This is a genomic window from Stenotrophomonas sp. KH_052 (assembly GCF_057838755.1).
The window spans coordinates 2213649-2237663 of the sequence record NZ_CM174475.1; the positions used below are offsets into that span (position 1 = coordinate 2213649).

22 protein-coding genes are annotated in these 24015 nt (G+C 66.1%); all 22 read right to left on the reverse strand.

From position 1 onward, the window contains the following. Positions 1–5: 5 nt before the first annotated feature. Positions 6–1652 carry a flagellar basal-body MS-ring/collar protein FliF gene (fliF, locus tag AC3ITW_RS10290; RefSeq protein ID WP_006365727.1) on the reverse strand — a complete coding sequence of 549 codons (1647 nt, stop codon included), beginning with the start codon at positions 1650–1652 and terminating at the stop codon, positions 6–8. Positions 1653–1664: 12 nt separating this feature from the next. Beyond that, on the reverse strand, positions 1665–2030 hold the full coding sequence (gene fliE, locus AC3ITW_RS10295; RefSeq protein ID WP_005409552.1) for a flagellar hook-basal body complex protein FliE: 366 nt from the start codon (positions 2028–2030) through the stop codon (positions 1665–1667). A 438-nt stretch (positions 2031–2468) separates the two neighbouring features. Then, complete coding sequence (locus AC3ITW_RS10300; protein WP_489390312.1) at positions 2469–2885, reverse strand: hypothetical protein; 417 nt, start codon at positions 2883–2885, stop codon at positions 2469–2471. Between the two features lie 186 nt (positions 2886–3071). After that, positions 3072–4577: a sigma-54 dependent transcriptional regulator gene (locus AC3ITW_RS10305; RefSeq protein WP_489390313.1), complete on the reverse strand. Its 1506-nt coding sequence runs from the start codon at positions 4575–4577 to the stop codon at positions 3072–3074. Next, a complete protein-coding gene (locus AC3ITW_RS10310) occupies positions 4574–4951 on the reverse strand; it encodes a response regulator (RefSeq protein ID WP_012510975.1) in 378 nt (125 codons plus the stop codon). The genes AC3ITW_RS10305 and AC3ITW_RS10310 overlap by 4 nt, the downstream gene beginning before the upstream one ends. Before the next feature lie 14 nt (positions 4952–4965). Continuing rightward, complete coding sequence (gene rpoN, locus AC3ITW_RS10315; RefSeq protein WP_489390314.1) at positions 4966–6375, reverse strand: RNA polymerase factor sigma-54; 1410 nt, start codon at positions 6373–6375, stop codon at positions 4966–4968. A gap of 450 nt (positions 6376–6825) precedes the next feature. Continuing rightward, positions 6826–7458 carry a response regulator gene (locus tag AC3ITW_RS10320; protein WP_032970105.1) on the reverse strand — a complete coding sequence of 211 codons (633 nt, stop codon included), beginning with the start codon at positions 7456–7458 and terminating at the stop codon, positions 6826–6828. A gap of 91 nt (positions 7459–7549) precedes the next feature. After that, on the reverse strand, positions 7550–8128 hold the full coding sequence (locus AC3ITW_RS10325; RefSeq protein ID WP_006365893.1) for a PilZ domain-containing protein: 579 nt from the start codon (positions 8126–8128) through the stop codon (positions 7550–7552). Further along, positions 8125–8418 carry a flagellar protein FliT gene (locus AC3ITW_RS10330; RefSeq protein WP_006365895.1) on the reverse strand — a complete coding sequence of 98 codons (294 nt, stop codon included), beginning with the start codon at positions 8416–8418 and terminating at the stop codon, positions 8125–8127. The genes AC3ITW_RS10325 and AC3ITW_RS10330 overlap by 4 nt, the downstream gene beginning before the upstream one ends. Further along, entirely contained in the window at positions 8415–8831 is a 417-nt protein-coding gene (fliS, locus tag AC3ITW_RS10335) for a flagellar export chaperone FliS (RefSeq protein WP_005416447.1), read from the reverse strand. The genes AC3ITW_RS10330 and fliS overlap by 4 nt, the downstream gene beginning before the upstream one ends. 128 nt (positions 8832–8959) lie before the next feature. Continuing rightward, on the reverse strand, positions 8960–10378 hold the full coding sequence (gene fliD, locus AC3ITW_RS10340; RefSeq protein WP_065723225.1) for a flagellar filament capping protein FliD: 1419 nt from the start codon (positions 10376–10378) through the stop codon (positions 8960–8962). Positions 10379–10819: 441 nt separating this feature from the next. After that, positions 10820–11998: a flagellin gene (locus AC3ITW_RS10345; RefSeq protein ID WP_100434592.1), complete on the reverse strand. Its 1179-nt coding sequence runs from the start codon at positions 11996–11998 to the stop codon at positions 10820–10822. Positions 11999–12084: 86 nt separating this feature from the next. Then, the gene (locus tag AC3ITW_RS10350) at positions 12085–13260 is read right to left on the reverse strand and encodes a flagellin (RefSeq protein WP_100434593.1); all 1176 of its coding nucleotides are present in this window, start codon (positions 13258–13260) and stop codon (positions 12085–12087) included. Positions 13261–13332: 72 nt separating this feature from the next. Further along, positions 13333–14550 (reverse strand): flagellin, encoded by a 1218-nt coding sequence (locus AC3ITW_RS10355; RefSeq protein WP_053449679.1) that lies wholly within the window; start codon positions 14548–14550, stop codon positions 13333–13335. Positions 14551–14967: 417 nt separating this feature from the next. Further along, positions 14968–16170: a flagellar hook-associated protein FlgL gene (gene flgL / locus AC3ITW_RS10360; RefSeq protein ID WP_489390315.1), complete on the reverse strand. Its 1203-nt coding sequence runs from the start codon at positions 16168–16170 to the stop codon at positions 14968–14970. After that, the gene (flgK, locus tag AC3ITW_RS10365) at positions 16167–18047 is read right to left on the reverse strand and encodes a flagellar hook-associated protein FlgK (protein WP_489390316.1); all 1881 of its coding nucleotides are present in this window, start codon (positions 18045–18047) and stop codon (positions 16167–16169) included. Before flgK ends, flgL begins: the two co-directional genes overlap by 4 nt. An 8-nt stretch (positions 18048–18055) precedes the next feature. Beyond that, positions 18056–19255 carry a flagellar assembly peptidoglycan hydrolase FlgJ gene (gene flgJ / locus AC3ITW_RS10370; RefSeq protein WP_489390317.1) on the reverse strand — a complete coding sequence of 400 codons (1200 nt, stop codon included), beginning with the start codon at positions 19253–19255 and terminating at the stop codon, positions 18056–18058. Position 19256: 1 nt separating this feature from the next. Further along, on the reverse strand, positions 19257–20399 hold the full coding sequence (locus AC3ITW_RS10375; RefSeq protein WP_489390318.1) for a flagellar basal body P-ring protein FlgI: 1143 nt from the start codon (positions 20397–20399) through the stop codon (positions 19257–19259). Between the two features lie 2 nt (positions 20400–20401). Next, the gene (flgH, locus tag AC3ITW_RS10380) at positions 20402–21094 is read right to left on the reverse strand and encodes a flagellar basal body L-ring protein FlgH (protein ID WP_065723231.1); all 693 of its coding nucleotides are present in this window, start codon (positions 21092–21094) and stop codon (positions 20402–20404) included. 22 nt (positions 21095–21116) lie between these two features. After that, positions 21117–21902, reverse strand: a complete 786-nt coding sequence (gene flgG / locus AC3ITW_RS10385; RefSeq protein WP_005409571.1) for a flagellar basal-body rod protein FlgG — start codon at positions 21900–21902, stop codon at positions 21117–21119. A gap of 102 nt (positions 21903–22004) precedes the next feature. After that, positions 22005–22754 carry a flagellar basal body rod protein FlgF gene (locus AC3ITW_RS10390; RefSeq protein ID WP_012510988.1) on the reverse strand — a complete coding sequence of 250 codons (750 nt, stop codon included), beginning with the start codon at positions 22752–22754 and terminating at the stop codon, positions 22005–22007. 32 nt (positions 22755–22786) lie between these two features. Continuing rightward, positions 22787–24010 carry a flagellar hook protein FlgE gene (gene flgE, locus AC3ITW_RS10395; RefSeq protein ID WP_006366152.1) on the reverse strand — a complete coding sequence of 408 codons (1224 nt, stop codon included), beginning with the start codon at positions 24008–24010 and terminating at the stop codon, positions 22787–22789. Positions 24011–24015 lie beyond the last annotated feature (5 nt).

Sequence of the window (24015 nt, forward strand, 5' to 3'; positions counted from 1 at the left end):
GTGCTTCAGTCATTGGCCACCCAACCCTTGACCACCTGGGCCACGCGCTTGGAGTCGGTCTTCACGGCTTCACGCGCCATCCGCAGTCGTTCCTCATATGAATCCACCGGCAGAGCCAATGCGTCCGGCCCGCCCAGGCTGGCCCGGTCGGCGCCCAGCGCCGGCAGCGGCATGCCATCGTCATCGACCAGCTGCACGTCCGCGGTATGCGGTTCCAGTGCCTGCTCGTCGTTCTTCTTGTTCTGGCCGGTGATCGCGCGCAGTGCAGGGCGCAGCACGCCGAACAGCAACGCCAGCACCACCACGGCACCCAGCAGCATGCGGCCGGCGTCGTGTACCCACGGCAGCTCCCACCATGCCGGGCCTTCGACCGGCGTGGTGTCACGCACAAACGGGGCATTCATCACCGACACGGTGTCGCCACGCTCGGCGTTGAAGCCGACCGCCTGCTTGACCAGCGCCTCGACGCGGGTCAGCTCGGCCGCCGACAGCGGCTGCGGTGCAACCTTGCCGTTGGCACCGGCGCGCGGCACGTTGTCCACCAGCACCGCCACCGACACGCGCTTGATGCGGCCGGCCGGCTGCCGGGTGTGCTGCAGGGTGCGGTCCAGCTCGTAGTTTCGGGTCGCGTTCTTGCTGCTTTCGGTCGGAGTCTGTGCGGTTGCCGGCGCAGCGGCCTGGCCCGGCGGACTGTTGCTGGTGGCCCCCGGCACGCCCTGCGGACCCGGCGTGGTGGTGCTGTTCTCGCTCATCTGCTCGCTGCGTAGCTTCTGCGGCTCGCCGTTGTACAGTTCGCGGGCTTCCTCGGTCACCGAGAAGTCCATGTCCACGCTGACTTCCGGGTTGACCCGGCCAGGGCCGGTCATCGGCTCCAGCAGTTCGCGGATGCGCTGGTTGAACGAGGTTTCCTGGCGGCGCACCTGCTCGAACTGGGCGGCGTTGACCGCGGCCTCACTGTTCGGGTCGCTGACGCTGAGCATGCGGCCGCTCTGGTCGACCACGGTCACGCGTTCCGGTGCCAGGTCCGGGATGCTGGCGGCGACCATGTGCACGATGGCGTCGACCTGGCTGCGTTCCAGCTGCTGGCCGCCACGCAGTTCCAGGGTGACCGAGGCGCTGGCCACGTCACGCTGCCGGGTGAACGCGCTGGGCTTGGGAATGGCCAGGTGCACGCGCGAATCGCGCACCGGGCGCAGCGTGTTGATGGTGCGCGACAGTTCGGTTTCCAGCGCATGCTGGTAGCGCGCGCTTTCCACGAACTGGCTGACGCCGAAGCCCGGGTCGCGTTCCATCAGCTCGAAACCGAGTTTGCCGCTGTCGGTCAGGCCGGACCCGGCCAGCTTCAGGCGGGCGTCGTGCAGGTTCTTTTCCGGCACGGTGATGCCACCGGTGGCCGGGTCCAGCTGGAACGGAATCTGGGCGGCGCGCAGCAGGTCGGTCGCTTCAGCGGTGGCCTTCTGGTCCAGGCCGGTATACAGCGGGACCATGCCGGGCTTCTGCGACCAGAAGAACACGGACAGCCCGGCCGCTACGGCCACGGCGATCATCGCCATCAGTCCGAGCCGACGGGTGATCTGCAGGCTTTGCAGCCGATCGAACCACTGGCCCGCCTTTTCGGCGTTCAGGGATTCCTTGGAGAGCGACAGGGCCATGCGGTTCTATCCTTACAGCGGCATGTTCATCACGTCCTGGTAGGCCTGGACGAGACGGTTGCGGACTTCCACGGTGGCGCGGAAGGCGATCTGGGACTGCTGCGAGGCGACCATGACCTTGGCGAGGTCGGCGCTGGGGTCGCCCATTTCGAAGGCTTTGGCCAGGGCGCCGGATTTCTGTTGCGCGTCGTTGACGCCGGCAATCGCACCACGCAGGGTTTCGGTGAAGCTGGCCGGCTGGGCCTGCGGTGCATCCAGCACCGTGCCAGGCAGGGCGTTGCTGCGCGGCGTTTCGCCCAGCGGGTTGAGCGCCGGCTGTCCCATCTGGGTCTGATAGGAGCGGATCTGCGAAAGGATCGACGTGACGGAGTGGGACATCTGCAACGGTTCCAGAAACAGGGGATGGGGTTGTCTGCTGGAGCAGGTGCAAGTGCCGTGCCGAAACCGGTTTTCGATTCAGTGAAGTGAGGGTTTTGGGTGTGCTGGCAGGGCTGCGCCCTGCACCCGCCGAATCAACGGCAACGGCAACGTCAACGGCGGGCTATCCGTGGGGTGGCGGGGTGGGTCCGGTTGCGGGGGACGGCGCAAGTACGTCCATGTAGCCTCGGTCGCGCCATCCATGGCGCTCACGCCCCCGCAACCGGACCCACCCCGCCTTCGACAGTTTCCCGCGATCTGTCGGACGGGCATGGACTGCCCTTGGTGGGTGTCGACCTTGGTCGACACGTTTTGTTCGGCACGGGGTCGGATCCCGTTGCGACGCAACGGGCTCTGACCCCATTGGAAGCGCCATTTAACCGGCGTCGGTTTTCTGGCCTATGGCTGCAGGGTCCAACGGCCGGAATTCTGGCGCTGGCGCGGTGCGATAGGGCCGTCGTGCTGGGTGTAGATGAAACGGCCCTGGTGATTGGTCTGGCAGGTCAACAGCAGGATGTAGCGGGCCGGTCCTTCGGGGTGGGCTTCAGTCATCTGGATTTCCGCGATGTGCGGGGCCAGGCGCTGGTAGTGGTAACTGCCGCCGATGCGGAGGTCGGCGCCGAGGATGTCCAGCACGTACTGGTTACCGGCAAAGCTGACCTGCACCATGCGTCCGGCATTGGGGTTGTCCGGTGCGTAAAGCGGGTCGCTGAGGTTGGTGAACTGGCGCTGGTCCAGCGTGGTGGGCAGGGTGCAGTTGGCGGCGGTGGCCAGGGCCGGGCAGAGCAGGGCGGCGAGCAGGGTAAGGCGATGCATGGTGGGACCTCCTTGGGAAGTCCTCGCAATGCACCGTAGTTTGGCTCGGCTGTCTTTAGGAAAACGTGCAAATGCAGAAGGGGTCGGATCCCTTTCCTGTGGAAAGGGATCCGACCCCGAGTACTGGAAACACCAACGCCCGGGCTAGCCCAGGCGTTCGTGCCCCCTTCATGCTGGTGACGCGCTTCAGCTGGCCAGTTCGGCCTGTTCACGCTCGATGCCGTACTTGCGCAGCTTTTCCACCAGGGTGGTGCGGCGCAGGCCGAGCAGCTGGGCGGCGTGGGCGACCACGCCCTGGGTGCGTTCCAGTGCTTCGTTGATCAGGCCCAGTTCGATGTTGGCCATGTGGTTGCGCAGGTCCATGCCCTCGTCGGGCAGTGCGACCGGTGCCGCCGGGCGATTGACGGCGATGCCGTGCTCCAGCGCAGGCTGGTTGCCGCTCCCCGGGGTGTGGAACGAGAAGCTGCGCAGGTCCAGGCGTTCTTCGCTGGCGATGGGCTGCGCCGGTGTCGGTGCGGCCGCTGCTGCCAGGACGGCATCGCCACGGTAGCGCGCCGGCAGATCCTGCACGCGTACCGAGCCACCCGGATGCAGCACGGCGAGGCGCTCGACCAGGTTGGTCAGCTCACGCACGTTGCCCGGCCACTCGTAGCCTGCCAGTGCCTGCAGCGCTTCGGCGGTAAAGCGCACTTCGCCGCGACCGGTGCGGGCCAGCTGCGTGGCGATGGTCTCCACCAGCGCCGGCAGGTCTTCGCGGCGTTCGCGCAGGGCTGGCACATCGATCGGGAACACGTTGAGGCGGTAGAACAGATCCTCGCGGAACTTGCCTTCGGCGATACGGGTTTCCAGGTCGCGGTGGGTCGCGGCAACGACGCGCACGTTGCAGCGGATGGTCTGGTTGCCACCCACGCGTTCGAAGCTGCGCTCCTGGAGCACGCGCAGCAGCTTCACCTGCATCGGCAGGCTCATGTCGCCGATTTCGTCGAGCAGCAGGGTGCCGCCCTCGGCCATTTCGAAACGGCCCTTGCGCGCGGTCAGTGCACCGGTGAAGGCCCCCTTTTCGTGACCGAACAGCTCGCTTTCCAGCAGGTCCGGCGGAATGGCGCCGCAGTTGATCGCCACGAACGGGCCATCACGGCGCGGCGAGCGCTGGTGGATCGAGCGAGATACAACTTCCTTGCCGGTACCCGATTCTCCCAGCACCAGCACGGTGGTGTCGAAGGCGGCTACCTGTTCGATCATGGTGCGCAGTTCGGTTACCGCCGGGCCATGGCCGGTCGGGCCCTGTTCCTGCACGGCACCGGCCTGGTGCTCGGCGTCCAGGCGCTTGAGGCTGGCGCGACGCAGCAGGGCTTCCATCTGCGTATGCCGCAGCGGGGTTTCCAGCGGCCAGATGTTGGCTTCATGCAGGCCGTGCTGCTGCGCGAACGCGGTGGCTTCGCCATCGGCCAGCAGCACCGGCGGTGGCAGGCTGCTGCCGCCCAGCCAGTTGTACAGCGCGGCGCTGGCGGCGCTGTCGTCCAGGCTGCCGACGATCACTGCCATCCAGTCGTTCTGGCGCTGGCGGCCCAGGTCGAAGTCGGCCGCGTCGGAGACCCAACGCGGGTTGAAGTCCATGAATTCGAGCAGGGCAACGGTGCGCTCTGCGCGCACGGCGTCGTTGTCCAGCACCAGGATGCGCGATTCGCTCACGACTGATCCTCCCTGAGGCCTTCCAGGATCGGCATGACTTCCTGGATGTAGGACAGCTTGCTGACGAAGTTGTCGGCGCCGGCGCGCAGCGCGTGTTCGCGGTGCTCGACGTCGTCGAAGTGGCTGGCGATCACGATGTACGGGGCATCGTCCTGCGACTTGATCAGGCGGGTGGCCTGCAGGCCGCCCATCTCCGGCATTGCCAGGTCCATCAACACCACCTGCGGGCGCAGCGTTTCCGAACGCTCGATCGCTTCCAGGCCGTTGCCGGCACTGCCGACGATCTGCAGCCAGTCGATCTTGCGGAAATGGCGCATCGCCGCGTTGATGAAGCCCTCGTGGTCATCGACCAGCAGGACCGTGAGCTTGTTCATGTCCAACATCCTTTTCAGCCCACCCGGGCCAGCTGCGGTTGCCTGGCGCTGAGCCGGCGCCGTTCACGGGCCGGGGCGATATCCAGTTGTTCTCGGTATTTTGCGACGGTTCGGCGGGCAATGTTCACCCCCTGGCGCGACAGCAGGCCGGCAATGGCCTCGTCGGCCAGCGGCCGGCCGGCCGGTTCGGCGTCGATCAGGCGGCGGACCATGGCCTTCACGGCCTGGCCGGAGACGCTGGCGCCTTCCAGGCGCACGGCGAAGAAGTGCTTCAGTTCGAAGGTGCCGCGCGGGGTCTGCAGGAACTTGCCGGTGGTGATGCGCGAGACGGTGGACTCGTGCATGCCGATCTCTTCGGCCACTTCCTTCAGGGTCAGCGGTGCCATGGCTTCCTCGCCACGCACCAGGAAGGCGGCCTGGCGTTCGACGATCACCCGCGCTGTGCGCAGCAGGGTGTCATAGCGCATCGATAGTCCGCGGCTGAACCAACGCGCCTCCTGCAGCATTTCGCGCAGCGCCGGGGCGGCCTCGCTGGTCTCGGCCAGGGCCTGTTCGTACTGGCTGTTGATCGAGACGCGGCGGCTGGTGGCGGGGTTCAATGCCACTTTCCACTGGTTATCGGCGTGCCAGGCGACCACGTCCGGTACCACCACGGCATTGCGTTCCGGCAGCAGGCTGTCGCCCGGGCGCGGCTGTAGTGACAGGATCAGGCGCACCGCTTCGCGAACGTCGTCGATCTCGGCGTCGTGCTGGCGGGCGAGGGCGGGGTAGTCGTGCGCGGCCAGTGCATCCAGCGCGCCGTCGAGGATGCGTGCTGCCAGGTGGCGTGCAGGTACCACGCCGTGCAGGCTGCGCAGCTGTGCCTGCAGGCCTTCGCGCAGGTCCTGTGCGGCCATGCCGGCCGGCTCGCCATGCAGCAGCTGCTGGCGGATGGCTTCCACGCCATCGGCGGCGATGTCGAACTGGGCGCTGGCCAGCAGTTGCAGCTGGGCCAGCGGCGCCTGCAGGTAACCGGCCTCGTCGCAATGGTCCAGCCAGAACGCAGCCACGGCGAGCTCACGGTCATCCATGTCCAGCGAAAGACGCTGCAATACGCGCAGCTGCGGGTCGCTGGATTCGCCGGCCGCGATGCGTGCCATGCGGTCATCGTCGCCGTCCTGCCAGCTGCTGCCGGCCACATCCCACATCGAGGATTCGGGCAGTTCGTCGAAGGCGGCCGTTTCCAGCGTGGTGGCGCCGGCATCGGTGGACTCGGCAGCCGGGGCTTCAGCTTCTTCGATCTCCAGCAGTGGGTTGGAATCCAGCAGCCGCTGGATTTCCTGTTCCAGGTGCAGGCCGTCGAGCTGCAGCAGCCGGATCGACTGCAGCAACTGCGGGGTGAGGTGAAGTTGTTGGCCCAGCTGGGTCGAGAGTGCAGCCTTCATCGTGGTTCCCCGGCACCGCTCCCCGGCGCCTTGTGGAACGCATCTTGCTTTTGATCCGGCGGGGGCGGAATCGGGGGGTTCCTGAGGGCCCTGGTGGATATCCCGACAGCTTGTGGGGATATTCCCTACATTGGCGCGGAATGTTGACGATGAGTGTCGCCAAGTTGTTGATTCGTCGTGGGTGACGAAGAGTGGCGGCGGACCTGCGTGTACGGATTCCTGTCGGGGCGTGTCGGGGTGACGGGAATTCGTCGTCAGTGAAGGGGCTGGGTGTGGGTTGGCTGCGTCGGCTGTTGATAGAGACGATTGCCGGTAGAGTCGACTGTTAGTCGACTGCTCTCCGATCAGACCAAGGAAAAGGCCCGCGCTCCGCGCGAAAGTCGACTAACAGTCGACTCTGCCAATTGCCCACTCTACCCAGCCATCGTTTCGCGCCGCCGAGGCTGGCGCTTATTCCAGCTCGTGCTGGTGGCGCGCGGCGAGCAGCAACAGGTCGTTGGCGCGGCGGCAGCCCAGCGACTCCATCATGCGTGCACGGTGGGTTTCCACCGTCTTGACGCTGATGCCGAGGTCGGCGGCGATTTCCTTGTTGCTCTCGCCCTTGCCGATGCGGCGCAGGATCTCGCGCTGGCGCGGCGACAATGCGGCGATGCCGGTGGGTTTCTCGCGCCCAAGCATCGGCGCCAGCATCTTGGCGGAGATCTGCGGGCTCAGGAATACCTGGCCGGCGTGCGCGGCGCGCAGCGCCAGTTCCAGTTCCTGCGGTGCGGCATCCTTGACCAGGAACCCGACCGCACCGCGATCGAGTGCATCGCGCACGTGCGCGGCGTCGTCGTGCATGGTCATCATCACCACCCGGGTGCCAGGGGCGCGCAGGCGGATGTCGCTGAGGGCTTCCAGGCCGGTGCGGCCGGGCAGTGACAGGTCCATCAGGATCACGTCCGGGGCGTGCTGCAGTGCCAGCTGCAGTGCCTGCTCGGCATTGCTGGCCTCGGCGACGAGCTGCACGTCGGCAAACCCCTGCAACAGCCGCGCCAGGCCGGCGCGGACAAGGGTGTGATCGTCGACGATGAGAACTCGCACAGGCACGTTGGAGGTCCGTGAGGGGAGTCCACCTTAACTTAGCTGAACGGGCACGCCAAGGGCCGTCCGTACTGCTTCATGCTGACAGCTTTCAGCGTGCGCGACGCGCTTCGGCCACCTGGCGACGATGCAGGCGGAACAGATGCCGCTCCATCGCCATTTCCAGGCCGTCACCGAGGCGCTGGAAGCGCAGCCAGAGATAGTGACCACCGCCGCCATCAGCGGCTTCGGCAATCACCTCCACCGGCAGGTCAATATGGTCGGGCAGCCAGTCGCTGGGCTGCAGGCGAACCACGCCGGCCTGGCCGGGACTGGCGCCGCTGCGCGGCCCCAGTTGCAGGCGGATGCCGCGGCGTGACCAGCGCACCGGGCGCAGGGTCAGCTCCTGGCCCTGCTGGCGAACCAGCCGGCCGAGCAGCACCATCGCCAGGTCCAGCTTGGCCTCCAGGCGCTGCAGCTGCAGGCTGGCTTCACTGCGTTCTTCATGTTCGTCGACCCGGCTGTCCTCGACCAGCGCCAGGCTGCGCAGCAGGCCTTCGGCGCTGCTGGTACGGCCAGCGGCGCTGCCCGCTTGAAATTCGGCCGGCAGTGCCAGTTCGCAGCTGAGCGTTTCGTCGAACAGTTCGCTCTCGGCCGGGTGGTGCAGCGACGTGGTCGGCAATTGGGTCATGCCAGCGATTCTGCCTGCAGGTAGGCATGCGCCGCGCGAAGGGAACGGCGGCCATCATGCAGCTGCACCGATACCGCATCGCGGCGCTGGCGCAGCAGGCCGAGCAGGCTCTGCTGACGTTCCAGCAGCGCCGACAGCGGCGCGTGGTCGGCATCGGTCAGTGGCTGGCTCAGCAGGGCGTGCAGGGCGCTGTCGTGGCCATCCAGCAGGCTGTCGGCCTGTTCGAAGGCTTCTTCGCCGAGCGCCTTCTCGAAGGCATCGAGCTTTGCGTTTAGCTCAAGCACGCTCATGGTGCCACCGCCGCCGGGCGTCGCTGCTCATGCGGAATCGCATTCCAGGCGCTGTCGATCTCGCCCAGCAGCTGCAGCGACTCATCCAGCGCGGCACGGTCGTTGTGCAGGTTGGCCTCGGTCAGGCGCTGCAGCACATAGTCATACAGCGCCGACAGATTTCCGGCGATCTCGCCGCCGGCTTCATGATCCAGCGAGCCGTTGAGGTGGCCGACGATCGCACAGACCTCGCCGATCGCCTTGCCCTTGCCGGCCTGGTCGCCACGCTCGAGGCTGGCCAGGGCACGCCGCACGCGCTCCAGCGCACCGGCCAGCAGCATCGCCACCAGCTTGTGCGGATCGGCATCGGCGACCGCACTGGTCACTCCCACCTGGCGGTACTGCTCGGCATATTGACGGCTGGAACCGTACATTCGTGATTCTCCTTGCGCGGGGTGCCGCCGGCAGGTCGTGGGGACCGTTGCCGGCGGTGCGGCGTTGATTGCTGTTGCGTCCGTTATCGGTGCGTTACACGCCAAACTTGAGCGTCGAACGCATTCCTTTAGCGGTTCAGCTGTGACAGCTGCTGCGACAGCGTGTTGCTGCTCTGCTGCAGCTTGCCCATCAGGCTGTCCAGTGCCACGAACTGCTTCTTATAGCGGGCTTCGACACCGACCATGCGTGCGTCCAGGTCCTTGCGACGCTTGTCGATGTTGTCCAGGGTGCTGTTCAGGCCCTTGGTGCGGGCGACGAATGCACCTTCCTTGCCGACCGTGGTGCTGACGTAGCCGTCGACCATCGTGTACAGCCGGCCGGCGCCGCCGGTATCGCCGGTGATCGCCTGGCGGATCTTTTCGGGTTGGGCGGCGAGGGCGGCAGCGAACTTGGTGGTATCCAGCACCAGGGTGCCATCGGCGTTGGGGTAGCCACGCGTCTGCAGGCCCAGCGCCTTGGCGTCGAGCTTGTCGCCTGCAAGGTCCAACAGCACGCCGGACATCGTTGAACGCAGCTGGGCGAGCGCGCCGCGCATCTGTGCATCGCCGGTCAGCGCGGAGGCTTCCTTGGTCTTCGCGTCGTACTTGGTTTCAGTGTTGATCGCCGCGATGGCCGCGTTGTAGGCGGTCACGAACTCCTGCATCACCTTGGTCGCGGCGGTGGTGTCGGTGCTGATGACGACGGTGCTCAGTCCCTTCACCTTCAGATTCAGGGTCAGCCCCGGCACTGCGTCGGTCACGGTGTTGCTGGCGCTCACCACTTCCACGCCGTCGATGGTCAGCAGTGCATCGGTGGCCGGGCTGTTTTCCTTAAGGCTGCCGACCAGCGCGCCCAGTTTCGGGTCGCTGCCACCGTACTCCAGCTTGATCGCGCTGGCCGCGCCGGTCTTTTCCTGCGCGATGGACAGGTACTGGTTGTCGCCGGAACTGATCAGCGTGGCCTGTACGCCTTCCTTTCGGCCGGCGGCATCGATCTTGTTGCGCACCGTGGTCAGCGTGTCGCCGGCCTCGACCTCGATGTTCATGGTCTTGGCCTTGTCGCCCACGCCGACGGTCAGCGTCAAGGTTCCGGCGCCGAAGGTATCGGTCTTGGGCACCGAGGTGTCGGCGATCAGCTTGTGCGCCGACGCCAGGTTTTTCACGTCGATCTTGTGGGTGCCGTTGGCGGCGGCTGCCTTGCTGGTGCCCAGGTCGTACAGCGCAACCGACGCGGTCAGCACATCGTCGGTGTTGCCTGGCTGTGCCTTGCCGGTGGCGGTCACAGTACGGGTGTCGAAGGCCGTGGTGGCTTTCAGTGCAGTCAGAGCGGTCTTCAGCTTGTCGAAAGCCGAGGTGACCGTGCCGACAGACGACAGCTGCATCTTGGTCTTGGACTGCTGCAGGTTCAGTGCGTTGTCGGCGGGCTTGCGGTCGGCTGCGACCAGCTTGTTGACGATGTCCGAGATGTTGAGTCCCGAGCCAATGCCACCGTATCCAAAGTCTGCCACGTCGTTTCTCCTGGTATACGGGCCTGGCCGTCGTGCGGTGGCCCGTCGTCAACGAAAATAGCGGCCTGCGCCGCTGGGTCTTGAGGACTTCGTTGATGCATGCGCCGTGCCAATGGTCTGGCGCGGGTTCTGGCACGCAGGTTGCAGGAGCGTTGGGGCAGGGTGCGGGGAAGTTCACCGCGGGCTGCCGGGAGTCTGCAAAAGACCCTCCCCCAATGCAGGGGAGGGATCAGGCTACTGACAATCGGGGGGAGACGAAGCCGCCCGCTACGTACAGTCAAAGGTACAGCGCTGAAAGAGAGGTCCGCAGGAGCGGGCGATGCCAAGCCGGTTCGGGAGAGTTCCCGGGCCGGGCATGGCCCGCGCCTTCGTGCACCGTGGCTTCCGGGTTGCCGCTGCCATCGGTTCAACCCGACGGCAGCGGCGCCTTCTCGCCGTGGATCAGCGCAGCAGGCTGAGCACGCCCTGCGGCACCTGGTTGGCCTGGGCCAGCATGGCCGTACCGGCCTGCTGCAGGATCTGGGTGCGGGTCAGTTCGGCGGTTTCCTTGGCAAAGTCGGTGTCCTTGATGCGGCTACGCGAAGCCGACAGGTTTTCCGACGAGGTCTGCAGATTCGCGACGACCGAGGTGAAGCGGTTCTGGATCGCACCGAGGTCGGCACGGGTGCTGTTGATCGCACCCAGGGCCTTGTCGACCACTTCCATCGCCTGCTGTGCACCAAGCACGGTGCTCACGTCCAGCTTCTGCACGTTGGCGGCGGTGGCAGTGCCAGCGTTGTACGCACCAGCCGCAGCCTTCGCGCTCCACACGCCGGTAGCGGCGGTCAGGTCGCTGCGCTCAAGAGCGATGTCGGCAGCGACGACGGCCTTGCCTTCTTTCACCGAGGTCAGTTTCATCGAGCCATCGGCATTCGCCTCGGCATAGAGGCCGGCTTCGCCGATCTTGGCGTTGATCGCGGTGGCGACCGCCTTGGAAGCATCGGCGGTGGTGGCACCGGCCTTGATCTCGACGGTGCCGATGTCCACGCCCATTACCTTGCCGGTAATACGCGACCCGTCGGTACTGGCGGCCAGTGCGTCAGTTGCACCGCTTGCGAATGTCGAGGTGCCGAGCGAACCCGCTTTCGCATCGATGGTCTTGTCGATGGCGATGGCCTGGCCGGCATTGGCGCCGACCTGGAACAGCTGGCTGGAGAACGTGCCATCGAGCAGCTTGGTGCCGTTGAAGTCCGACTGCTTGGCGACGCGGTCGATTTCCGAGACCAGCTGGGTGACTTCGGCCTGCAGCGCCTTGCGGTCGCTGGCCGAGTTGGTGGCGTTGGAGGCCTGCACCGACAGCTCGCGGACGCGCTGCAGGTTGTTGCCGATTTCGGTCAGCGAACCTTCGGCGACCTGGGCCAGCGAGATGCCGTCGTTGGCATTGCGGATGGCCACGTCGGTACCGCGGATCTGGGTGCCGAAGCGCTCGGAGATGGCCAGGCCGGCCGCATCGTCCTTGGCGCTGTTGATGCGCGAACCGGAGGACAGGCGCTGGATGGTGGTGGCCAGCGAGCTGCCGCTGGTGCTCAGGTTGCGCTGAGCGTTCAACGACATCGTATTGGTGTTGATGACTTGTGCCATGGTGCTTTTCCTTTGGCGAAGGTGAAACGTATTTCAGGATCCGGGCGCCGCTTCATGCGACGCCCGGAGGTCGATCGGTCAGCGGATCAGCGCAGCAGGCTGAGCACGCCCTGCGGCACCTGGTTGGCCTGGGCCAGCATGGCCGTACCGGCCTGCTGCAGGATCTGGGTGCGGGTCAGTTCGGCGGTTTCCTTGGCAAAGTCGGTGTCCTTGATGCGGCTACGCGAAGCCGACAGGTTTTCCGACGAGGTCTGCAGGTTGGCCACCACCGAGGTGAAGCGGTTCTGGATCGCACCGAGGTCAGCACGGGTGCTGTTGATCGCACCCAGGGCCTTGTCGACCACTTCCATCGCCTGCTGCGCGCCCTTCACGGTGGACACGTCGATCTTGTCGGCGAACTGCTTGCCCGGGACCGGGGTTGCCGCTGCGAATCCGGCCAGCGAGCTGCCGATGGCAGTGAAAGCGCCCGCGTTGTTCACACTGTCCTTGACCGAAGTCAGGGTCAGCGCGCCGGCGGCATCGGTTTCGGCCAGTACGCCAGTTTCGCCTATTTTCGCATTGATGGCGGCAACGACGGCCTTGCCGTTTGCAGCGGTGTTGGCGGCAGCATCACCGACACTCTTGACCGTCATGGCGCCGAAGTTGAAGACGGTGCCCTTGCTGTCGGTGATGGTGAACGCGGCCACCGCGGTGTCAGTGTCTGCGGTACCGGCGATTGCCGTTGCGGTACCGCTGGAGAACTGTGCGCCGCCCAGGGCGTTCGCCTTGGCGTCGATGGTCTTGTCGATGGCGATGGCCTGGCCGGCATTGGCGCCGACCTGGAACAGCTGGCTGGAGAACGTGCCATCGAGCAGCTTGGTGCCGTTGAAGTCCGACTGCTTGGCGACGCGGTCGATTTCCGAGACCAGCTGGGTGACTTCGGCCTGCAGCGCCTTGCGGTCGCTGGCCGAGTTGGTGGCGTTGGAGGCCTGCACCGACAGCTCGCGGACGCGCTGCAGGTTGTTGCCGATCTCGGTCAGCGAACCTTCGGCGACCTGGGCCAGCGAAATGCCGTCGTTGGCATTGCGGATGGCGACGTCGGTACCACGGATCTGGGTGCCGAAGCGCTCGGAGATCGCCAGGCCAGCGGCGTCGTCCTTGGCGCTGTTGATGCGCGAACCGGAGGACAGGCGCTGGATGGTGGTGGCCAGCGAGCTGCCGCTGGTGCTCAGGTTACGCTGAGCATTCAACGACATCGTATTGGTGTTGATGACTTGTGCCATGAGGAGAGGTCCTTGAGCGGTTGCACGTGAGTTGGGTTAGACGCCCCCGACGTGCCCCGGGGGCGGCTCATGTCAGCGCTGCAACAGGCTGAGCACGTTCTGCGGTACCTGGTTGGCCTGGGCCAGCATGGCCGTACCGGCCTGCTGCAGGATCTGGGTGCGGGTCAGTTCGGCGGTTTCCTTGGCGAAGTCGGTATCGCGGATGCGGCTGCGCGAGGCCGACAGGTTCTCCGAGGAGGTCTGCAGGTTGGCCACCACCGAGGTGAAGCGGTTCTGGATCGCACCGAGGTCGGCGCGGACGCTGTTGACCGATTCCAGGGCCTTGTCGACGATCGACAGCGCCTTCTGCGCGCCTTCGGCGGTGGTGACGTTCAGGTCCTTGACGAAGCTGGCCGAGGTGCCGGTGAGCGTGCCGCCATTGGTGCTGGTCTCGGTCAGGCCGAGGCCGGCGATGGTCGCGGCGGTGGCGCCGGTCGGCGGGGTCGCGGCGCTGACGCCGAGGGTGAAGGTCTGGCCGTCCTTGACCGAAGCCAGGCTGATCACGCCGGCATTGACCGAGGCCATGACGCCGGTTTCGCCCAGCTTGTTGTTGATCGCAGCGGAGGTGGCCGAGGTGATCGACTCGCCCGCCTTCACGGTGAAGTCGTTGACGGTGATCGTGGTGGCGGTGCCGCCCGGCGGGGTTACCGAGATCTGCAGGCCGGAGTAGGTGGTGTCGGCGGTGGCCTTGTCGGTCGCCAGCGCGGTGCCGGTGTAGCCGTTGGCGAAGGAGGCGGCGCCCAGCGAATCGGCCTTGGCGTTGACCACGCTGTTGATGGCGATGGCCTGGCCGGCGTTGGCACCCACCTGGAACAGCTGGCTGGTGAAGGAGCCGTCCAGCAGCTTGGTGCCGTTGAAGTCGGCCTGCTTGGCGACGCGGTCCACTTCCGAGACCAGCTGGGTCACTTCGGCCTGCAGGGCCTTGCGGTCGCTGGCCGAGTTGGTGGCGTTGGAGGACTGCACCGCCAGTTCACGGATGCGCTGCAGGTTGTTGCCGACTTCACTCAGCGAACCTTCGGCGACCTGAGCCAGCGAGATGCCGTCGTTGGCGTTGCGGATGGCCACGTCCAGACCACGGATCTGGGTAGTGAAGCGCTCGCTGATGGCCAGGCCGGCTGCATCGTCCTTCGCGCTGTTGATGCGCAGGCCGGACGAGAGGCGCTGGATGGTGGTAGCGAGCGAGCTGCCGCTGGTGCTCAGGTTGCGCTGAGCGTTGAGCGACATCGTATTGGTGTTGATTACCTGTGCCATGGGGTCGTCTCCTCTTATATGGAACCCGTTGGTGAATGAAACGAAGCGCCGCCTGTTTTTTTGTGTGGCTGTGTGCTTCGCTGTTGCCAAATGAATAACGGCGCTTTGTCAACAACCTTTAGCCGTGAATTCCGTTGAGGCCGGATTTCGTTGCCGGAGGCCGTTTTTCCGGGCTTTTCGAGCCCCGGAGGAGGCGGTTGGGCATGCCCAGCCAGCGCTGATGAAGGTATCGGCGGGGCAGCGCCGGGCTTGATGGGTAATCACGGAAAATCCGCCGGGCATGGCCGGGCGCTACCAGAGCCAGCCTTTCGGTAGCGCCGGGCCATGCCCGGCGAGCGCAGCGGGCCATGGGTGCAGAAACGAAAAAGGCCGCGATGCAGGGCATCGCGGCCTTTCAGGGGTGACGCAGGAGATGCGTCAGCGGATCTTGTTGAACAACGACATCGACTGCATCTGCGAGAAGATCGTCTGCGCAGCCTGCAGTGCCGTGCTCTGCAACTGGTACTGGCTCAGCGCATCGGCATAATCCAGGTCGCGCATCTGCGACAGCGTAGTCTTCAGGGTCACGCTGTTGGCTTCACGCATGTCGGCGGCATTGTCCAGCGCCTTCAGCTGCGCGCCGCCGGCTGCACGTGAGTCGATCATCCGTTCCGACGCGCGTGCCACGTCGCGCAGCGCATTCTGCAGCGCGTTCTGCTGTGCGCTCATCTTCGCCGTGGTACCGGTATCGGCATCCAGCGCGGCGATCAGTTTGTCCATGGTGTCAAAGATGTCGCGGCTGGTCGCAGGCTTCACATTGAAGCTGTCGCCCGCAGCGGGGGCACCGGTGATCTGCAGGCGCACCCCGTTTACTTCGAGATTGTCACCGGCCTTGTAGGTGCCGGTACCGGTCACGTTGCCGGCGCCATCGAGCACTTCGTACTGGTTGGCTGCGGTGAAGCGGACGCTGAAACTCTGGCCGTTCCAGCTGTCGCTGCCGTCGCGGGTGATGTTGGTCAGCACGCCATTGCCGGTATTGCCCGCCGCGGCACCGCCGTCGACGAAGCCGTCGCCGGTGGGGATGCGCATGAAGATCTCGCTGCCGGGCAGCGAATCACGCACATAGGTATCCGGGCCGACTTCGACCTGGCGCTGGGTCTGGTCACCACGGTAGACCACCTTGCCATTGATCTTGGCGAACGGCGGGTCACCGTCGTTGGTGCCGCCGAACACGTAGCGGCCGGTGCCGTCGTCGGCGTTGGCCAGCGACAGCAGGCCGTCGCGGATCTGGTTCAGTTCGGTGATCAGCGTCTTTTTGTCGGCCGCGCTCAAGGCGGGGTTGCTGGCCTGGATGGTCAGGTCGTTGACCCGACCCATCAGATCGTTGACCTGTGCCAGGGTGTTTTCCTGCACGCCCAGGCGGTTCTGCACGTTGCCGGCATTGAGCTTCATCCGGTCCAGTGCGGCCAGGCTGCGGTCCAGGCCAACGGCAGCACCGGCGCCGACCGGATCGTCCTTGGCGCTGACGATCTTGCTGCCGGTGGCGATCTGCTGCTCCAGGTGGCTGAGCTTGGCCTGCTTGGCCATCATCAGCGACACGGACTGGTTGAACATCATGCTGGTGGAGATGCGGCTGCTCATCGGCGGACGGCTCCCAGGATGGTCTGGAACATGCTGTCGGCGGTGGAGATCAGCTGCGAGGCGGCCTGGTAGGCCTGCTGCAGGCGCAACATGTCGGCTGCTTCTTCATCCAGATTGACGCCGGATACCTCGTCGCGGGCCTCCTGCGCCTTGTCATTGATCACCAGCTGGGCATCCAGCGAGTACTCGGCCGAACGGGCCGCGGCACCGACCTGGGTGGTCAGGCCACCCAGCGCGCCGTTCAGCGTCACCGTGCCGGCGTTGAACGCCTTGGCGCTCTCCACCTTGGCCAGCTTGGAGGCATTGCTGTTGTCGGAGGAGCCGGCCGGGGTCGGGGTGATGTTGAAGGTGTCGCCGACCTTGGGCGCACCGTCCAGCACGAAGCTCCAGCCGTTGGCGCTGATGGTCTGGCCAGGGGTGTAGGTCTGTGGCGGGCCGCCATCGATGGTGTAGGTGGTGGCCGAGGTGAACACGATCGCCGCCGGATTGCGCAGGTTGGCGTTGTTCGAATCGGTGACGGTGACGCCGCTCAGCTTGCCGGTGCCGGTGTTGGCGGTGGCTGCGGCGCCCTTGACTGCCGCAGCGGCAGCAATGCGCGACGGATCGGTGATCGCGATCTCCATGCTGCCGGCCACGCCGGCGGTCGGCTGCAGCAGGAAGCGGTCATTGGCAGCCGGAGTGCCGCCGACAACCATTTTGACGCCGTTGATCACCAGCGGATCGGCGGCCGTGCCGGTGCCGGTCAGCGGAACATTGGCGCCGGTGTCGGCACGGCTGGCCTTCCAGTTGCTGCCATCGAACTGCAGCACCACGTTCTGCGCGTCCAGCTTGCCCAGGTCGCCATAGGTGGCGGTGAGGCTGGCGGTGCCGGTGTTGGCATTGTTGGCGGTGACGCGCGGATTGCCGATGTTGAAGAAGTCGCCGCCCAGCTTGCCGTACAGGTCCACGCCCTGGTGGTGGGCCTGGTTGAAGCTCTCGGCCAGGCCCACGGCCAGCTTGCCCAGTTCGGCCTGGGCCGGGGTCAGCACGGTGTCGCGGAACTCCAGCAGGCCGCCGATCTGGCCACCGACCGCCTTCGGGTCGAGCCGGATCGTATTGCCCTGGGTTTCAAGCACCAGCTGCAGGCGTTCCGGTTGGTACGGGTCGGCCACGGTAGTGACCTTGGTCGCCGTGGTGCCCACCACCAGCGCGTTGCCGCCGGCGGTGTAGACATTCATGATGCCGCCGTCCTGGATCACCGCCGTGCCGCCGGTGTAGCCAATCAGCTGGGTGATCAGCTGGTCGCGGCGGTCGAGCAGGTCGGGGGCGGCGTTGGCGATGTTGGTGCCGATGGCACCATTGATCTGCGCGATCTCCTGCGCCAGGCGATTGACCTCGGTGGCACCGGCCAGCAGGCCGTTGTTGACCTCGCCGTTGAGATTGTTCAGGTGCGTGTTGAGCTGCACGAAACGGTTCGCCAGGGCCTTGCCGCCATCAAGCATGTTCTGGCGGTCGGCGGTGCCGGCGGCATTGGAGGACAGGCCGCTGACCGAGTCGAAGAAGTTCGACCACACACCGGAGACGTTGGTGGCCGGATCGGAGAACAGCGCATTGACCCGGTCGGCCATGCCCGAGAGCTGCTTCAGGCGCGCCAGTTCGCCGCTGCTGTCGAGCAGGCGCGAGATCGCCAGCTGGTCGGCCGTGCGGCGGATGTCGGTGATGCGGGTACCGTTGCCGACCGTGCCGTAACCGTAGTTCTGCGGATCGGCGGTGGCGAAGTTGACCTTCTGCCGGCTGTAGCCAGGCGTGTTGAGGTTGGCCACGTTGTGGCTGGTGGTCGCCAACGCACGCTGGAAGGCGAGCAGGGCACCGGTACCGGTGGAAAGTACGCTGGACATGGGGTTCCTCAACGACGAGTGATACCCAGCGCCGCGGTTGCGGTGCTGGCGAAGGTCTGGCCAAGGCGGCTGCCTGCATCGGCCACGGCGCTTACGGCGCGCTCGATGGTCGGGCCGCCGGCAATCGCGGCGATCTTGGCCGCGTAACGCGGATCGGTGGCATAGCCGGCGCGCTGCAGGCCGCGGGCGAAGCCCTGCACGTCGGTGCCGGCCTGCAGGGCCTGCTGGTAACGCGGGCTGGTCTTCAGCAGGCGCACGTAGTCGGCGAAGCTTTCGGCCGGCGAACCGTAGGCACGGAAGCTGGCGGTCTCGTTGCGGCGCACGCCATCGACATATTCATGGGTGCCGGCTACGGCGCGCTGGCCGTTCCAGCCATTGGCCTTGATGCCGAACAGGTTGTGCGAAGTGCTGCCGTCGGCATGCTTGATGTGGCGCTTGCCCCAGCCGGTTTCCAGCGCCGCCTGGGCCACCAGGGCGCGGGCATCCACGCCCAGTTCCTTGGCTGCACTCTGCGCGTGCTGCCAGATGCTGGCAACGAAGCCTTCCGGGGTGTGCTCGCCCAGCTGGGCGACGGCGGTACGGGTGGCCATCGCATCGGCCGGGCTGATCGCGGTGCCGCGATTGCTGGCGGTGGCCGACCACTGGTCGCTGTTGGCGGCCCAGTCCTCGCCCTGCAGGCTGCCGATGTACGGATCGTCGGTGCCCAGCGAGCGATGCATGCTGCTGCTTTCGCGCCCGGCGATCAGGTCCAGCGCCTGTTCCATCGGTGCGACTGCCGCCTGCGCACCGTGCTGTGCACCGGCGGCCATCTGCTGCAGCAGGCGCACGGCCTGGCTGCCGTCTTCCAGCGGCAGCGACGGTGCCGGCTTGGCCGGTGCATTGAGCTGGTAGGCACGACTGGCCTTGGCCGGGTCCACGCGGGTATCCAGTGCCGGGCCGTCGGCGGCCTGGCCGGACAGCTGCCGGCTGATCATGCCCGACAGTCCCAGGCCCTTGCCGCGGGTCATCGCCTCGGCAATCTTCTGGTCGTACATCTCGCGGAACATCTTGTTTTCGCCGGGGAACAGCGAGTCGCCGAAGCTGGCGTCACGCATGCTCTTGACCAGCATCTGCGCGAACTGGCCTTCCAGCTGGCGCGCGACCTTGTCGATCTTGGCCGGATCGTTCTGTTGCGCCGGGTGCAGATCGAATGCGGGAGTGATACGCATATCAGATCACCTCGAGCTCGGCACTCAGTGCGCCGGCCTGCTTCAGGGCTTCCAGGATCGCGATGAGATCGCCCGGTGCCGCGCCCACGGCGTTCACCGCGTGCACGATCTCGTCCAGGGTGGTGCCGCCGCTGAACTTGAACATGCGGCTGCCGTCGTTGGTGGCGGTGATGGTCGACTGCGGGCTGGCCACGGTGCGGCCGCCGGACAGCGCATTGGGCTGGCTGACGTTGGTGTTTTCCTGGATGGTCACGGTCAGCGAACCATGCGAGATCGCCGCCGGTCCCACGCGCACCTGCTGGCCGATGACCACGGTGCCGGTACGCGAATTGACCACCACCTTGGCCGGGGCGCTGCCCGGGGTCAGTTCGAGGTTCTCGATGCGTGCCAGCAGGCCGATGCGCGCGCCTGGGTCGGTCGGCGCGGTGACCGCCACGGTCACGCCATCGACCGCACGCGCCGCACCTTCGCCGAAGGCGTTGTTGAGCGCGGCAACCATGCGCGAGACCGTGGTGAAGTCGTTGTTGTGCAGGTTCAGCGTGATGTCGCCGCCGTTGGCCAGCGGGTCGGGCAGGGCGCGTTCAACGGTGGCACCGTTGGGAATGCGGCCGACGCTGGGCACGTTCACCGAGACGCGGGAGCCGTCCTTGCCTTGCGCGCCGAAGCCGCCGACGATCAGGTTGCCCTGGGCGATGGCGTAGATCTGGCCATCGGCGCCGCGCAACGGCGCCATCAGCAGTGAACCGCCGCGCAGCGACACCGCGTTGCCGATCGAGGACACGGTGATGTCGATCGGCTGGCCCGGCTTGGCGAACGGTGGCAGCTCGGCGTGGATCGCCACGGCGGCCACGTTCTTCAGCTGCGGGTTGACGTTCGGCGGTACGTTGACGCCCAGCTCACCGAGCAGGTTCTTCAGGCTCTGCACGGTGAAGGGTGCCTGGCTGGTGCGGTCGCCGCTGCCATCCAGGCCGACCACCAGGCCATAACCCACCAGCGCATTGCCGCGCACGCCGCCGACCTGGGCCAGGTCCTTGATGCGCTCGGCGCTGGCAGGGGCCACCACCGCGAAGACCATGAACATGCCACAGTAGAGCGACGCCATGCGTCGCTTCCAGGAAGAAGAGGAGAAGAGTTTCATGGCCATACTCAGAACGGCGTCAGGCCGGAGTTGAAGAAGCGGCTCAGCCAACCCATCGCGTTGGACTGCGCGACCGGGCCGCGACCGCCGTAGACGATGCGGGCCTCGGCCACGCGGCTGGACGGAATGGTGTTGTCCGGGCTGATGTCGCCGGGACGGACGATGCCCTGCACCTGCACCAGTTCATCGCCCTGGTTCAGGCGCAGGTTCTTCTGCCCCTGCACCACCAGGTTGCCGTTGGGCAGGCGCTGGATCACGGTGACCGTGACGTTGCCCTGCAGGCGGTTGCTCTGTGCGCTGTTGCCCTTGCCGGTGAAGTCACGTGCACCCTTGGCCGTGGCGCTCAGGATGTCCTTGCCGCCCAGGGTGACCGGTGCGCCGAAGATGGACGGTGTGCCCAGGCTCAGGTTCGATTCCTTGTTGGTGGCGGTGTTGGCACTGGTCTGCGCGGTGGTGTTTTCCAGCAGGCTGATCGTCAGCAGGTCGCCTACGTCGCGTGCGCGACGGTCCGAGTACAGCTGCAGGGTCGGGCCAGCGGCATAGATCGCGCCAGCGGTCGGCTGGGCCTGCGGCGGCATGATCGGCTGGATCGGTGCCATCGTCGGGTAGGGGCGCACGTCGCCCGCGATCACGCAGCCACCGAGCAGGGCGGCCACGGCGCAGGCGAGGGCGGTACGGGCGAAGTTGGAAAGGGGCGACATGGCGGTTTCCCGGTTGGGCCGGTCAGAGCTTGTTGTTGAGGTAGCCGAGCATCGAATCGGTGGTGGAGATCGCCTTGGCGTTCATTTCGTAGGCGCGCTGGGTTTCGATCATCGACACCAGCTCTTCCACCACATTGACGTTGCTGCCTTCCAGCGCGCCCTGCACCACGGTGCCCAGGCCATTGAGGCCGGGATTGCCGTTCTGTGCCGGGCCGGACGCGGTGGTCTCCAGGAACAGGTTTTCGCCACGGGCCTGCAGGCCGGCCGGATTGACGAAGTCGGTCAGGGTCAGCGCGCCCACTTCCACCGAAGCGGCACCGTCGGCCATCTTCACGCTGATGGTGCCGTCGGTACCGATGGTGACCGATTGCGCGCCTTCGGGAATCTGGATGCCCGGCTGCACCGGATAGCCGCTGTTGGTGACCAGCTCGCTGTCCTGGTTGATCTTGAACGAGCCATCACGGGTGTAGGCCGAGCTGCCATCGGGCATCTGCACTTCGAAGAAGCCGCGGCCGTTGACCATCACGTCCAGGGCGCGGCCGGTCTGCTGCTGGCCACCCTGTTCGAAGTTCTTGGCGGTGGCGACCACGCGCACGCCGGTGCCGAGCTGCAGGCCGGTCGGCAGCTGGGTCTGCGCCGAGGAGGAACCACCGGGCTGGCGCACCTGCTGGTACAGCAGATCTTCGAAGCTGGCACGGTCCTGCTTGAAGCCGGTGGTGTTGGTGTTGGCGAGGTTGTTGGAAACCACCGACATGCGCATCTGCTGCGCATCCAGTCCGGTTTTTGCGATCCACAATGCCTGGTTCATCTTCGCTGTCCTGTCTGGTGAAGCCGGCCGCGTGGTGCGGCCCTTGGTATCGGGTGTGCAAGCGGTGTGCCAGCGCCGGCATCAACCGGCGCCGGAATCCCGTCAGCTGCCCAGGCGCAGCATGCTGTTGGCGCTGCGCGCGTTTTCGTCGCCGTGCTTGATCACCTGCACCTGCATTTCGTACTGGCGCTGCAGCTGGATCATCTGCACCAGCGCGCCAGCGGCATCCACGTTGCTGCCTTCCAGCTGGCCGCTGTGCACGGCCGTGCCCTGTGCCGGTGCGAACGGCTGCAGCGGGTCGGTGTTGCGGAACAGGCCATCCAGGCCGCGTTCGAGGCGCTCATCCGGTGCCTGCACGACCTTGATCCTGCCGATCTGCGCCATGGTCTGCGGGCCTTCGCCCTGCGGAATGATCGAGATCGTGCCGTCGGCACCGATCTCCATCGCCTGGTAGGGCGGAATGGCGATCGGGTTGTTGTTGTCGTCCAGCACCGGGCGGCCGCTGGAGGTCACCAGCTGGCCGTTGGGTGTCACCGACAGCGCCGCGCCGCGCGTGTACGCTTCGCTGCCATCACTGGACTGCACGGCCAGCCAGGTGCCGGTCTGCAGAGACAGGTCCAGCGGCTTGCCGGTGATGTGCTGCGAGCCGGGCGTGCGGTTGAACCCGGCGTCGACATGCAGCGCATCCACCCGCGAGGCAAAGCCCGGGCCACGGATCGGGAAGGCTTCGGTATTGGCCAGCGCTTCCTTGAAGCCAGGGGTATCCGAGTTGGCGAGGTTGTGGCTGAGCGTACCCTGCGCCTGCAGGGAGGCGCGGGCACCGGTCATCGCCACGTAAAGGGCTTTATCCATGCGGGGAGTTCCGTGACAGGGTCAGCGCGTCATCAACGGATGTTGATGACAGTCTGGGTGATCTGGTCCTGGGTGGTGATCATCTGCGCGTTGGCCTGGAAGTTGCGCTGCGCGGTGATCATGTTGACCAGCTGCTCGGTGAGGTCGACGGTGGACGCTTCCAGCGAGCCGGCCTGGATCTTGCCGAGGTTGGAGGTGTCCGGCATGCCGGTGCGCGGCGTGCCCGAGCTGAAGGTATCCACCCACAGGTTGTTGCCCTTCGATTCCAGGCCCTGCGGATTGTTGAAGGTGGTCAGCGCAACCTGGCCCAGCGGCTTGTCGGCACCGTTGGAGTAGCGGGCGTAGACCACGCCGGTTTCCGATACGGTGATCTCGTTGAGCTTGCCGGCGGCGTAGCCGTCCTGCTGTGTGTTGCGCAGCGCGAACTTCTCGCCGTACTGGGTCGAGCCGCTGACATCGAGCGTCATGTTCAGCACGCCGGCGCCGGTGGTCGGGGTGAAGGTGCCGAGGCTGACCTTGCCGTTGGCAGGTGCAGTCAGCTTGCCGCTGTTGTCGAAGGTGACCGGCGTCGGCGCGCCAGCCGGTTGGCCATCGACGTAGTTGCGCACCGTCCATTCGTTCGGGTTGGCGCCCTTCACGAAGTAGGACACCTGGATGTGGCTCACGCCCAGCGAGTCGTACACGGTGATGCCACCGCTGGAGTGGTTGTAGCTGTTGGAATCGGTCGGGTCGAAGGTCGTGACCGTCGGCTGCTTGGCGTTGGCAGGCAGGGTGAAGCCGACCTTGACTTCGCTGGTCTGCTTCGGCGCGCTGTCGGTGGTCAGCAGCTGCAGGTCGACCATGCGGCCGGCGTCGAAGTTGGTGCCATCGGCGTTCGGCGCGAACACCTGCAGGCGTGCGCCCTGCGGGTTGATCACGTAGCCGGACGGATCGGTCTGGAAGTTGCCGGCGCGCGAGTACACGCGGGTGCCGTTCATGTTCATGGTGAAGAAGCCTTCACCGGAAATGGCCATGTCCAGGCTGCGCCCGGTCTGTTCGTTGTGGCCCTGCTTGAACTGCTGGGCGACGTTGGAGACGCGCACACCCGAACCGACCGCGTTCTTCGACAGGCCGTAGCCGGTAGCCGAGAACAGGTCGGCGAATTCCGCGCGCGATTCCTTGAAGCCGGTGGTGTTGACGTTGGCGACGTTGTTGGCGGTGACGCTCAGGTCGGAATTGGCGGCATTGATGCCGGACAGCGAGACATTGAAGCCCATGGGAT